Raw genomic sequence first — 13,770 nt, 5'->3', positions numbered from 1 at the left:
TTTTTTATGGATTTTAAGTTTGCCCGAAGAATCTCCTGCCTGAAGGCTTCGGAGATCCGAGAGATTTTAAAAGTAACTGAAAAACCGGAAGTCATCTCCTTTGCCGGGGGGCTGCCGGCACCGGAGCTTTTTCCTGTGGAGGAGATTAAGAAGGTCAATCAACTGGTGCTGGAGGAGGCAGGAACCGAGGCCCTCCAGTATACCACCACCGAAGGGTTTGCCCCCCTGCGGCAGTGGATCGCCGCCAGGATGAATGGGCGGTTGGGCACGCAATTTGCGGCGGACAACATCCTTTTAACCCACGGTTCCCAGCAGGCCTTGGATCTTTCCGGCAAGGTATTTCTGGACGAGGGAGATGTGGTGCTTTGTGAAAGCCCCACCTACCTGGCGGCCATCAGTGCCTTTAAAGCCTATGGCTGTAAGTTTAAGGAGGTGCCCACCGACGACGATGGGATGATTCCAGTTGAACTGGAAAGAATCCTGGCAAGCACCCCCAGGGTGAAAATCATCTATGTGATTCCCGAATTTCAGAACCCCACCGGCAGAACCTGGAGTCTGGCAAGGCGGGAGCAGTTGGTAAAGGCAGCGATGAAGTATCAGGTGATGGTGATTGAGGATAATCCCTATGGCGAGCTGCGCTTTGAAGGGGAGACCCTGCCGGCCGTCAAGGCCTTCGATCCGATCGGCTGTGTGCTGACCCTGGGCAGCTTCTCCAAAACCTTTTGCCCTGGCTATCGCATTGGCTGGATAGCGGGGGATAAGAAAGTAATCGAGAAATATGTACTGGTAAAGCAGGGGGCTGACCTCCAATGCAACACCATCGCCCAGCGTGAAATAGCCAAATACTTAGAACTATATGACCTTGACCAACATATTGCTAAAATACGGGAGGTCTATCGGCAGCGCAGGGATTTAACGGTCAAAACAATGGCAGAAGAGTTTCCCCCAGGAGTAACCTTTACCAGGCCCCAGGGTGGTTTATTTACCTGGGTGGTACTGCCGGAGCACATCAATGCCAGGGATGTCCTGGTAAAGAGCATTGAAAAAAATGTGGCCTTTGTGCCGGGAGGCTCCTTTTTCCCCAATGGCGGCCACGAAAACACCTTTCGCATCAACTTTTCCAATATGCCGGAGGAGAGGATTGTAGAAGGGCTTAAATGCCTAGGCGGTGTTTTGAAGGAGTTTATACGGAATAAATTACACTAAGAATACAAAAACCACTGCCAAAGAAAAACGTCCCCCGCTGTCAGAGGGTGTCTAACAATGGGGGTGTACTTCACACCCTAGCTCTATTTCACAATATGATTCCTCGGTAAAAACAACCCTGTCCTCTTAATAAAAAGGCAGGGTTGTTTTTACTGAGTATCAATAACCCAGTAAATTATAAAAGATGCTATGTTCATGAGAAAACTCCGTTGTTACCGATTCTCATGAATATATCCGTAAATTTAAGTGGGTATGGTATATTTTGCAATAATCAGCTTTGCCCCACCACGATGAGAATTAGTAGAATCTGAAAGTAAGGAAAGAAAATAAAGCCGGGGCTGAAACGAACCCTCTTAAATGGGCACAGACAGTAGGAAAGCCCGCTGTCTTTGCTTTACTTATTTTATAAGAGGTAGCTGTAAAAGTAGGTACCAAGGTGGTCAACGATTATGTTAGCGCTACTCGTGAACCCTTGGAAATAAAGAAAACAGTACATGAAAATAAAATCTACTTGTTTGGTTAGCGGTTGAAATATATCTATAGCACATTGATTTTCAGTTATTAAACTGCTTATGATAATATAATAAATACACATCGGATACCAGTTTACAATGAAGCATGATTAGATGAAAGGTGATACATAATGAAGGTACAGGATATTATGATACCTTGGACGGGTGAAAAACATCTAAAGGATGGAGTAAACGGAAACTGCAGCATATATAGTTTAAAGGACTGTCAGAAGAGTTGGGTCAGACCGATCGTTGAAGTAACAAATGACCAGGGAAATAAGATCGGTGAAATAGATAGAGATATGTTATCTTATCTAATCTGTGCTGCGGACACGAACATGTTCATAACTACTGACATCATTGACAAGTTTCAAGAAGGTTTAGTCGTAATTGATACGGAGGGCCGTATTTTTTATGCAAATGCGGCATATTCAAGTATACTTAAGGTTCCGATATGCAAAATTATTGGCAAGAAAATGCAACAAATTGAACCGGAGGCAGAAATCTTAAATGTACTTAAAACAAAAAAGACCATTATTAAAAAAAGTCAATATATAAAAACGGTAGACAAATTTGTTTCCACGCGTATATTTCCAATCGAAAAAGATGGGGAACTTAGGGCGGTAGCATCTATTTTTACGGATGCTACCGAAGTAGTAAGATTGGGTCAGCAAATCGAGAGGGCTAATGAAATTGCACTAACTTTTAGACTGCAGGCGGAGGAACAAAATGAATTAAAAAAGTTAAATATTGTCGGGAGAAGTCCCAGCTTTATTAAAGCAATCTCCCAGACAATGACTGTTGCCAAAACAAATGCTTCGGTATTGGTAAAAGGGGAAAATGGAGTTGGCAAGGAACTGATTGCAAAGTTAATCCATGCAAACAGTGAAAGGAAAAGTCATCCTTTTATTATTGTGAATTGTGCAGCTATACCTGAAAATCTTATTGAAAGCGAGTTATTTGGCTATGAGGAGGGAACATTTACAGGCGCAAAGTCTGGCGGCAGGATGGGGAAATTCGAATTAGCCGACGGAGGGACGCTGTTTCTTGATGAAATTGGAGACATGCCCTTAACGATGCAGCCAAAACTATTAAGGGTACTTCAAGAAGGTGAAATTGAGAAAATTGGCAGGAAGAAAAATGTTCCTGTAAACGTAAGGATTATTGCTGCATCAAACCAGCCCATTGAGAAGATGGTCCATGAAAATAAATTCAGGAAAGATTTGTATTATAGAATTAATATTGTGGAAATAACAGTGCCTCCATTGAGGGAACGAGGAGAAGATATAGGAATTTTAGCGAACCATTTTTTGCAGATAGCCAATAAAAAATACAAAAAATCGGTTTCCTTTTCTCCGGAAGTTCTATCTTTTTTTCATCGTTATGACTGGCCCGGAAATGTTCGTGAACTTCAACATGGTATCGAATATGCTGTGATTATGTGTTCAGATGATTATTTCGACTTAACTCACCTGCCGCCTCATTTTAATAATCAAGACTTAAATACAAAACAAGATCAAGTAGGATATAATTATGGAACATTAAAAGAGGCAGTGGAAATATTCGAAAAAAGAGTTATTCAGGAGGCGATTTCAGCCAGTCAGAACAACAGGAGTAGAGCGATGGAGATGTTAGGACTAAGCAGAAGAACTTTTTACAGAAAATTAAAAGAATACGAAATTGATAGTGGCATAAAGTAAACACATGTGACGAAAAGTATACAGTGATTTTTGAAAAATGTGTGTATTGTGTAGCAAAAATGTCACACTATTCAAACAAAGTCTTCGGTGGTAAACGCTGTCAAGCGTTGCTATAGAAGACTTTGTTTATTTTTGAGGTATTGGCATGAAAAATGCTTAAATAATTAAGTAAAGGAAACCCCATCAATTTTTAGCCACAATGACGGGCAGAATGGAGGCTAATATGGAAAAAAGAACGAAGTAAACAGACTCATCAATTATTAGCCGCAAAAGCGGCAGAATGGGGGCTAATATGCAAAAAAGAACCTATGCAGAAATATGGGGCGACGTAGTAGACATCAAACATCTGTCTTATGCAATTATAATCGGTTTAGTTGTCAGTGTAACATTTTATATTGTTGGATTAAAGATCATTCATTCCGTAATGCCAGATCTATCGGAAAGTCTAAACAAAGCCTATGGGTTATTGATTGGAATTGTAGGCTCATTACTATCCGCAGTTATATCAGCAAAGCTATTCAAACCACAACGGATTGTAAATGAAGGTGAAGGTTATGTAGAGGAAGATCGCTATGCTGTACTAAAGGATCTTGGAGTAGATCTTAAGAAGGAAGCGGAATTGTTAAAGACGGCAGATCCGCAGGTAATAGCAGAGATGAAAGAACTTGGGATTTATGACCTTTTTACAGAAAAGACTGAACAGAAAAGGCAGGTGTAAACGGTATGGATTTAAATATGATCGTCTGGGCCTTCGGTGCGGCAGCTTTAGGCGGCATAATTTTCACATTTATGGGACTTATATCCGGTACGGATGAAACCGCAACAATTGCACCATTTACCTTACTAATAATTTTACTTGGCTTCCCTCCTGTTGCCATATTTTCGTTTTTTATGGCCGCAGTGGTTTCCAAACATATGACGCACGCCATACCAACAGCTTTAATGGGTGTGCCTGGAGACACGATGGCTGTGCCGCTTTTGGACGATTCAAATGCGTTACGAAGGTTAGGGGTGCCCCATATTGCTTTGCGTAAAATGATTTCTGGGGCAATTTTAGGAGCGGTTATTGCATTACCCATTTCCGTAGGTTTCGCTACACTCCTTGTTCCCTTTGGCGATGTGGCAAAGGCATGGGCAGGACCGATCTTTGTGGTCGCAGCGATTATTATTGCCTATACATCCAAAGGTAAATGGGCAAGTATCTTAGCATTATTGCCATTTGCTGTGTTCATGCAAGGAATGATTAAAATGGCGGCAGCCGGCAACCAAAAAATTTCAATCTGTATTTTTCTTGGTATTGCCATTGGACCAATGTTTGCAGACTTGGTTACCTATCTTTCACCTAAAACCCGTAATAATCTTCTGGTGAAGGGGCCGAGAGAATTCTGGTTAGCACCTGAAATGAAAGGCTGGAAAGGATGGTTCCCGAATCCACTTAAAATACTTACTCCTAGACAAGTGAAGTATACTTCGATTGCATCATTCATATCCGGACTCACATTTACATTTAGCCCGGTGGGGATGACCGTAATGGCAGGGGAAGCAGTTAAGACAAGAACAGCGGGTTTTTATCAAAAACATACAGGCTCTTTAGCTGTGATGAATGCAACAACGGAAGCAACCTACATTGGTGAGACACTGATACCATTAGTTGCTTTCGGGCTGCCTTTAAGTCCGATGGCAGTTGGTCCCGCAGCTCCTTTATATAATGCACCGCCGGTTTTTACGGTAGAGCCGCTGCATAACCTGCATCATGTTATGTCGACCGGTCAATTCTTCTTATGCGGGCTGTTGGGTGTAATTGTAGCTTCGATAATCGCCTATCCCTTTGCGATGAATTATGCAAGAAGAGCAAGTATGATGGTTTTGAAATATGTGAGCCAGGAAGCCATCATCAGCATGTTTGTAGGGTTGATTACCGTTATCGCCTATTATGAAGCGGGTGCTATCGGAATCGCAATTGCTGGAACCATCGCTGTTTTTGGAGGAATATTAAACAAATATTTCGGCATCCACACCGGTGTTCAGTTCATGACCTTCTATGCATCAGCTTGGGGTATTAAAGCGCTATTTGGATTCTAAAAAATGAAAAAGGTGGGCGTCTTTAATTGGAAAAATGCGTAATTACAAGTGCGGTAAGAACTGCAGTAGGCGCGTATCTTGGCAGTCTAAAAACTGTTTCAACTGAGATACTAGCAAGTGAAATATTGAAAGAAGTCGTCAAAAGATCCGGCGTTGATCCGGATTTAGTCGATGAAATAATAGTTGGCGAGGCAGTGGGCAGTACCCCGAATGTGGCAAGAACAGCAGCTCTTGTGGCTGGGTTTAAAGAGGATACACCTGGCTATACCATAGACCTTCAATGCGGTTCGGGTCTCCAGGCTGTAGTGTCCGCATCCCGGCAGATAGCGGCTGGGGATGCAGACGTAATCATTGCAGGCGGCACGGAAAACATGTCCAGGTCTCCCTATTACCTGCCAATTTCCTCAAGATATGAGGGCTTGCGATTAGGAGATAAGATTTTGTTGGACAGCTTTAAATATATAACCTCCTTTGACTATGCCCCTATCCCAGGACAGGAATTTGAAAAATCAAGCATGGGACTTACCGCTGAAAAGGTGGCAGAAAAATATAATATCTCCAGGGAGGCCCAAGATAAATTTGCCTTGGACAGCCAATTAAAAACAGCCGCAGCCATATCAAGCGGCAAGTTCAAGGATGAGATCCTGCCTATCGAGGTAAAAACAAAAAAAGACAGCTTTATCTTTGATACAGATGAGCATCCCAGATCAAATTCTACTCTTGAGGGGCTGGCAAAGCTTAAACCGGCCTTCAAAGCAGGTGGTACAGTAACGGCCGGTAATGCCTCGGGTATGAATGATGGTGCTTCAGCGGTTTTAGTCATGAGGGAGGGCAAAGCAAAGGAACTCGGCTGCAAACCGATGTGCAGGATATTGTCGAATGCGACAGTTGCCCTTGATCCTACGGTCATGGGGCTTGGTCCGGCAAGGGCTATCCCGAAAGCGCTAAAAAAAGCGGGTCTGAAGTTGGGGGACATCGACCTTTTTGAAATAAACGAAGCTTTTGCTGCTCAGACCTTGGGTTGTCTGCATGAATTAGGGATGGAACCCGGGACGGAGCTTTACAAGAAAGTGAATGTAAACGGTGGTGCGATCGCTCTTGGTCATGCCCTCGGCAATAGCGGCACCAGAATATTGACAACATTGATTTATGAGCTTAAACGCAGAGGCGGCAAATATGGTGTTGCCAGCTTATGCATAGGCGGCGGCCAAGGGATAGCAATGGTTATTGAAAACTGTGATTAAAAATTACGAAGGAGCGAAATAGAATGAAGAAGGTTTCTATAGGAGGGGGTCAAGGCTTCTGGGGAGACAGCAATGATGCGGCTGTTCATATGGTCAAAAATGCAAATTTAAATTATTTGGCTTGTGATTACCTTGCTGAGCTAACATTGTCGATCATGCAAAAACAGAAGCTGAAAAATCCAAATGCTGGTTATGCCAAGGATTTTGTTGCCCTATACCAGGCAATTGCCAAGGATTGCGCCGAAAAGGGAATAACCATTTTAACAAATGCAGGCGGCATGAATATTACCGGCGCCGTAAACGAAATTGAAAAAGTAGCTCAGGCCCAGAACTTAAAGGGCCTAAAAATAGGATACGTTCTCGGAGATGATTTAAAGGATAAAATACCAGAGCTAATGGCCCAAGGTATCGAATTTAAAAATATGGATAATGACGAAAATTTCAGGGATGTTTTGGATAAAATTGTCAATGTAAATGTTTATCACGGCCATGAGCCAATTCTGGAATGTTTAAATAGAGATGCCAAACTGGTCATAACAGGCAGGGCAACCGATTCAAGTTTGTTTTTATCCCCTTTGATGAAGGAATTCGGTTGGGCAACAGATGATTATAACAATCTTGCTAAAGGAATTATGGCAGGCCACTTATTGGAATGCGGCGGGCAAGGTTCTGGCGGCAACTATGATTATGATTGGAGAAACGTACCGGACCTTGATCAGCTTGGTTTCCCAATTGCAGAACTGACAGAAAATGATTTCCACATTACCAAAGCACCGGACTGCGGCGGCCTGGTCACGGAACAGTCCTGCAAAGAGCAGATTCTTTATGAGATACATGACCCTGCCAACTACTATACGCCAGACGTAATAGCTGACATCAGTAACGCCACATTGACGCAGGCAGGCAAGGATAGGGTCAAGGTGGGCGGCATCAAAGGTAAAAAACCAACAGACCAACTGAAGCTGTGTGTTGGTTACCACGCCGGCTATAAGCTCGTTACCTATTATGCGTATGCCTGGCCGGATGCCTATGAAAAGGCAATGTGTGCAAAGGATATTCTGCTTAAAAAGATGAAAAGAAAAAATTTGCAGTATGAGGACATGCAGATTGACTGCATGGGACTGAATGGACTTCATCTGGGAGTTGCTGATATGAGCCCAGAAAAGGTTAGCAATGTTAACGAAGTTATTTTAAGATTTGCTATCCGAACAAAGACAAAGGAAGAGGCGCAAAAGCTCGTCCCTGAAATAGCACCTCTTACATTAAATGGGCCTCCGGGTGGAGCAATGTTTGGCGGGCGTGCCAAAGTAAGTGAAGTGATTAGTTTATGGCCAACTTTTGTGCCAAGGGATGCCGTAAAATTGACAGCGCATATCCTGGAGGTGAAATAGATGGCAGTAATCTACTTAAAAGATATTGCACACGGCAGAAGCGGCGACAAGGGCAATCGAAGCAACATCTGTATTTTTGCCCGGGAACCAAAATATTATGACCTTATCAAAGAGCAGGTTACGGCGGAAAGAGTTAAAGAACATTTTGGTGATGTGGTTAAGGGGAAAGTTGTCAGATACGATGTCCCCACACTAACAGGGTTTAACTTTGTTATGGATGAAGCACTAGGCGGGGGGGCCACAAACTCCCTCCGGTTTGATAATATTGGCAAGTGTATGGCTTCGGCATTGATGAGGATGAAGGTTGTTATTGAGGACTGACTTTAAATTAGGATGAGTTTTGTAAAAGGGGGAAATGCGGAATGAAAACAAGCGTATATTCAGGGTTCTATAAACTTTCCGTAGAGGATAGATTGAAAGAAGTTGTTGAGTTTGCAGGCATTTCAGAGGAAGATGCAAAAGTAATTGCTGACCCGAATGCCCTTGATCTGGACAAAGCGGACCACATGGTAGAGAACGTAATCGGAATCTATTCATTGCCTATGGGAGTGGCGATTAACTTCTTGATCAACGGGAAGGATTACGTTATCCCAATGGTAACAGAGGAACCATCCGTTATAGCGGCTGCCAGCAATGCTGCGAAATTTGCAAGGGAAAACGGCGGTATATTTACAAGCAATACGGGATCGATTATGATTGCGCAGGTTCAGGTTATTAATGTAGCGGATATAAATTATGCTAGAAATATTGTTCTTGAAAACAAAGAAAAAATAAAAGAAATGTGCAATGCAAAGGACCCTATATTGGTTCAGCATGGCGGCGGGGTTGAGGATGTTGAAGCAAGGGTTATAGACACCTTAGCTGGTAAAATGCTGATCGTTCATTTAATCGTAAATACACTGGATGCCATGGGGGCGAATGCAGTTAACACGATGGCTGAATCCATTGCTCCATATATTGAACAGATAACAGGCGGCAAGGTCTTCCTAAGAATATTATCAAACCTTGCAGCGAAAAGACTTGTCCGAGCTAGAGTAGTCGTAAAGAAAGAAACCTTAGGCGGAGAAGAGGTAGTTAATTCTATAATTACAGCTTATGCTTTCGCAGAAGCAGATCCATTCAGAGCTGCAACGCATAATAAAGGCATCATGAACGGCATTAGCGCGGCTGTCATGGCAACAGGCAATGATACAAGGGCCATTGAATCAGGTGCACATGCTTATGCCGCAATTACAGGAAGGTATAAACCATTAACTGTATGGGAGAAAACAAAGGATGGCGACCTTGCCGGATCAATTGAGATCCCCATGGCTGTTGGTTTAGTAGGCGGAGCAACAAAAATTCATCCAACTGCTCAGGTAGCGGTTAAAATGCTTGGCGTGAAAACAGCAGCTGAATTAGGGGAAGTTTTTGCAGCCTTAGGTCTTATGCAGAATCTTGCGGCAGTGAAGGTTCTCGCCACAGAAGGTGTCCAGAGGGGCCATATGTCACTTCATGCCAGAAATGTGGCCACAGTAGCAGGTGCTAAAGGGGAAGTATTGGAAAAGGTTGTCAAGAGAATGATTGATGAGAAAAATGTAAGGGTTGAATATGCTCAGGAATTAATGAAAGAGTACAGTAAATAAATGACCAGGGGACGGGGTTATTGACAACATCTTCTGTTTGGCCAGGAACCACTTAAGATGGCGGAATTGAAAACAGCAAGAGTACCGTTTTTCCCAGAAGGAATGTAGGGCAGAATAACAACAAGATCTATAAATATATTGCTTATTATGACAAATTAATATATTATGATGAGTAACAAGTCCTATTTACAATAGGGCTTGTTACCTTTTTAACGAATAAAAAGCCAAACCTATCCAAAATTGGGGCCCAAAACTGTGTATCTAAATCATTATTTGGTATGATTGCCTGGCCGCCATTTGACTTTTTATATTTATACTATATTTGGCTACCAATGATAATCATGTCTCATTATGTCTAGTGCCTTTTGCCCCTATCTTAAAAATAGGGGCTTTTAATTTTGTAAGGTGGTGTGCCTTATGATAAATATCAAGAATAACTTCTTTGATCTAATGGTCAAGGTTATGGAAAAAAATGATTCAGCAATGCTGCGGTGGTTTGTTCTGTTGTTTTACTTAACGATCGCTATTTATTTATTTTATATCGTCCTAAAGGCCACTTTTTATTCGTTTGCTTAAGAGGAAGTAGTTTGAATAAAAATAAATTTAGGCAAATTGATGTTAAATTGTTCAGCTTAGCATTCTTTATTATAACTGTACTATTTTTTGTTGTTAGTCAGATTATCCTCGGCTATTCAGAATGTAGCTGCTGCTTCAGAAGAACAAACAGCCTCTACAGAAGAAATTGCTTCAGCTTCGCAAAATTTAGCAATATTATATTGAATAATATTAAAACCCCTTTAAAATCCATAAAAAAGTGCCTAAAAAGGCACTTTTTTATGCGGTGTGTGCCCGGCATGGGCGTTATCTATAGGGTGGATGACATTCCCAATTAGTTAATTATTTCGTATCTGACATTGTCTCGTTCCTCTTGTTCCTTTGCAAGCCTAGATCCTGTAGGCGTTATACACAGACCACCCTTACAGGTACATCTCAATTCACTTGGCAGCTGTTTGCCAACTCGAAACAATGTCTCGGCAGCTTCATCCAGTGGAATGAGAGGGTCATAGCCGCCCATAACGATATTTGCACAGACAACCGAATTGGCAACGGACATGGCATTTCTACTAATACACGGAACTTGTACGAGACCGGCAACGGGATCGCAAATGGTGCCAAGGATATTTTGTATACCACAGGAGGCGGCATCCAGGGATTGTTTTACTGAGCCGCCCATCAAATAAACCAAGGCGGCTGCCGCCATAGCAGATGCCGCCCCCGGTTCTACTTGACAGCCATAAAGCTCTGCAGAAAAATCGCTGTCCTTCGACATTGCAATTCCTACAATAGCTGCTGTAAACATAGCTTTGGTTTTTTCTTCCATGCTAAGTCCGAGTTTATTGGCTACCCCAAGAATGGCCCCAGGGAATACGCCGGCTGAACCTCCTGTGGGTGCACATATAACAACACCCATTGCACTGCTGTATTCCATTGTAGCCATTGCCCAAGGAACAGCTGCATCAAGAACGCCCATATCAAGCCAGGTGTTTCCTTCGTCGCAGGTTTTTTTGATTTTACCGGCGGTTGGTTTTATGATACCATTCATATCTATATTGCCTTTGAGTGCTTCTTTTACACTACTTTCCATGGTCTCGATGGTATATTTCATATAGTCCATAACTTCTTTATGACGCCAACCACTTCTTACACATTCATATGCAACAGCAAGCTCCCAAAGTTCTTTATTATCCCGTTTAGAAATTTCCAACAACTCGGCTGCACTTGAAAAGGGTACTTTTGTATTTCTGTTTGAAGGGACTACCAATATAGGAGTTATTAACTTTACATCTGTAACGTTGTCAATGTTTTTAATAAAGTCCATCATACTCGGTTCAACATCTTTTCTAAGTTTGATATTGAATAAGCTTTTGTTGTTAACCGTTGACAGCGTTATTCCTTCATTGTTAATAAACTTTGAAGCAACCGTATTTTTGATATTTTCAAGTTCCTTTGTATTTGCTGAGTGGATATGTATGATAAGTTCATAACAATCGCCAACAACAGAAATATCAAATCCATCTACTTGTAATAGTTTAACCGTGCCACCACCCATGGAATCGGAATATATTACAACGACTTCGTCCTGATCACTGGTCATGGTAATTTTAGCGATATTAGGAACAATCGGTTCAAAATCGCTAATTACAAATTGGATATCGACTCCCGAATCCTTTGCAATCTGAAAGGCTTGTTTTAGTCTAGGATCCTCCGGTCTGAAGCCCAAAAGCCCTGAAACAAATCCCAAATCAGAATGTTGTCCTTTATACATATCCGTATAGGCACCATTTTTGGCAAATTCGATGACAGCCTTTGTGAGGTTGCCGTGGATAAATTGTCTACTAAGGAATCCGATTCTTGCTGGGCCACAAGTGTGTGCACTAGAAGGTCCAACCATTGTTGGCCCAACAATATCATTAAATATACTGGGATTTTGACGTTTCACGATTACCACTCCTTTAGCCTTTAAGTATCGATTTAAAGCTTTTTTAAAGAAAAAGAAGTCGCAAACCTTGATATTAATGGGGTGCGGCTTCTTGTATTTGGCATAATGCCAGTTAATTTGCTGATTAATCAAAATTTTAAATCATCATGTGGTTTTGATGGTCACATGCGTAGTTATAGTTATAGTGGAAGATACTATTATTTTCCTAAAACTAATTGGGGTAACCACATTGATAATGCAGGCAGGTAGGTGGTTATTAATAAGGTTGGCAGCCAGGCGAATACTAATAAATAAAATGTAGGGGTGAACATATTTTTTAACGGAGCATTTCCAAGGCGGCTACTTAAATATAATAACGGTGCCGTTGGTGGTGTAATATTACCCATGCCAAGGTTAACTCCAACAACTGCGGCAAAATGTACAGGACTAATACCAATTTGAATGGCGATGGGGAGTAAAATAGGAGTGCAAAGCAGTACAGCACTGACATCGTCCATAATCATACCCATAATAATCATAAATATGTTCATCATAAGTAGGATTATATACTTATCTTCAGAAATAGCGGTTAGAAAACCTGCCAATACCCCGGTTAAGTCTTCCGTTATATATAATCGGCTTAAGATCATAACCGAATATAACATCACCATGATTACACCGGTCGTTACAGCTGATTCAATGATTGATTCAATAAAGTTCTTGCGGTTTAATCCTTTGTAGATAAAAAAACCTACGGGTATGGCATAAAGTGCTGCTAATGCCGCTGCTTCGGTGGGTGTAAACATGCCGCTATAAATTCCACCTAGAACCATAACCGGCATAACCAAGGCTGGACCCGCTGATACAGTTCGTTTTCCTAAGAGCCTAGTGCGTGTGCTAAAATCCATTTTTTCATTAATCACAATATCTTTATTGTTTCTCAATAACCAAATATTTACCAGGGATATTAATACTACGAGAATAATACCCGGAATAACCGAGGCTAAAAAGCTAGCCAAAACCGATTGGTTACCGATCCAAGCATAAAGAATCATAATCGAACTGGGTGGTATCAACATGCCCAGCACCGCTGCGTTGGCAATAAGAGCGGCGGAATGCCCTTTGGGGTAACCTGCCTTTTCCAGGCGGGGAAACATTAAGGAACCGATAACGGATAAAGTAGCTGCTGCACTTCCTGTAATAGAACCAAACACAGCACAGGAAACCACGGCCACTACTCCTAAACCACCCTTGATCCTCCCTACAAAGACTTCAACTAAATCAATTAACTTACCACCGATTTTACCCTTTGCCATAAAGCCGCCGGCAAGAATAAATAAGGGAATGGCTAATAAGACACTGGTACTCATTTTACTATAGCCGTATGGAAGCAGGAAACTTGGGTCATAGCCAGCTGTGATAACTAAAAAGATAGTTGAGGCAAAGAATGCGAAGGGAACAGGGATGCCTAAAACTAATGTTATGATTAATAATACGATGGCAATTTGTACAAGCATTTATTCACATCCTT

General features: G+C 41.9%; 11 protein-coding genes. 9 read left to right on the top strand and 2 right to left on the bottom strand.

Translation table 11 applies throughout. From position 1 onward, the window contains the following. Positions 1-6: 6 nt before the first annotated feature. From V6C11_RS03630 to V6C11_RS03590, 9 genes are all read left to right on the top strand, one after another. Positions 7-1,206 (top strand): aminotransferase-like domain-containing protein, encoded by a 1,200-nt coding sequence (locus V6C11_RS03630; RefSeq protein WP_333529717.1) that lies wholly within the window; start codon positions 7-9, stop codon positions 1,204-1,206. 643 nt (positions 1,207-1,849) lie between these two features. Beyond that, positions 1,850-3,418, top strand: a complete 1,569-nt coding sequence (locus V6C11_RS03625; protein ID WP_333529716.1) for a sigma-54 interaction domain-containing protein — start codon at positions 1,850-1,852, stop codon at positions 3,416-3,418. Positions 3,419-3,710: 292 nt separating this feature from the next. After that, entirely contained in the window at positions 3,711-4,136 is a 426-nt protein-coding gene (locus V6C11_RS03620; protein ID WP_333529715.1) for a hypothetical protein, read from the top strand. A 5-nt stretch (positions 4,137-4,141) separates the two neighbouring features. After that, positions 4,142-5,500 carry a tripartite tricarboxylate transporter permease gene (locus tag V6C11_RS03615; RefSeq protein WP_333529714.1) on the top strand — a complete coding sequence of 453 codons (1,359 nt, stop codon included), beginning with the start codon at positions 4,142-4,144 and terminating at the stop codon, positions 5,498-5,500. A gap of 26 nt (positions 5,501-5,526) precedes the next feature. Then, complete coding sequence (locus V6C11_RS03610; protein WP_333529713.1) at positions 5,527-6,744, top strand: thiolase family protein; 1,218 nt, start codon at positions 5,527-5,529, stop codon at positions 6,742-6,744. A gap of 23 nt (positions 6,745-6,767) precedes the next feature. After that, positions 6,768-8,135, top strand: coding sequence for an acyclic terpene utilization AtuA family protein (locus tag V6C11_RS03605; protein ID WP_333529712.1), 1,368 nt, complete (start codon positions 6,768-6,770; stop codon positions 8,133-8,135). Next, complete coding sequence (locus tag V6C11_RS03600) at positions 8,136-8,456, top strand: AtuA-related protein (RefSeq protein WP_333529711.1); 321 nt, start codon at positions 8,136-8,138, stop codon at positions 8,454-8,456. A gap of 41 nt (positions 8,457-8,497) precedes the next feature. Continuing rightward, positions 8,498-9,760, top strand: coding sequence for a hydroxymethylglutaryl-CoA reductase, degradative (locus V6C11_RS03595; protein WP_333529710.1), 1,263 nt, complete (start codon positions 8,498-8,500; stop codon positions 9,758-9,760). Between the two features lie 417 nt (positions 9,761-10,177). Beyond that, on the top strand, positions 10,178-10,336 hold the full coding sequence (locus V6C11_RS03590; protein ID WP_333529709.1) for a hypothetical protein: 159 nt from the start codon (positions 10,178-10,180) through the stop codon (positions 10,334-10,336). Between the two features lie 313 nt (positions 10,337-10,649). Here V6C11_RS03590 and V6C11_RS03585 read toward each other — a convergent pair whose 3' ends face one another. Both V6C11_RS03585 and V6C11_RS03580 read right to left on the bottom strand, forming a co-directional pair. After that, a complete protein-coding gene (locus V6C11_RS03585) occupies positions 10,650-12,260 on the bottom strand; it encodes an L-serine ammonia-lyase, iron-sulfur-dependent, subunit alpha (RefSeq protein ID WP_333529708.1) in 1,611 nt (536 codons plus the stop codon). A gap of 197 nt (positions 12,261-12,457) precedes the next feature. Continuing rightward, a complete protein-coding gene (locus V6C11_RS03580) occupies positions 12,458-13,756 on the bottom strand; it encodes a TRAP transporter large permease (RefSeq protein ID WP_333529707.1) in 1,299 nt (432 codons plus the stop codon). Between the last annotated feature and the right edge of the window lie 14 nt (positions 13,757-13,770).

Source organism: Desulfotomaculum sp. 1211_IL3151, from assembly GCF_036763075.1.
Taxonomy (GTDB): Bacteria; Bacillota; Desulfotomaculia; order Desulfotomaculales; family Desulfotomaculaceae; genus Desulfotomaculum.
The sequence above is the reverse complement of the archived record's forward strand: the minus strand, read 5'-3'. Positions and strand labels throughout refer to the sequence as shown.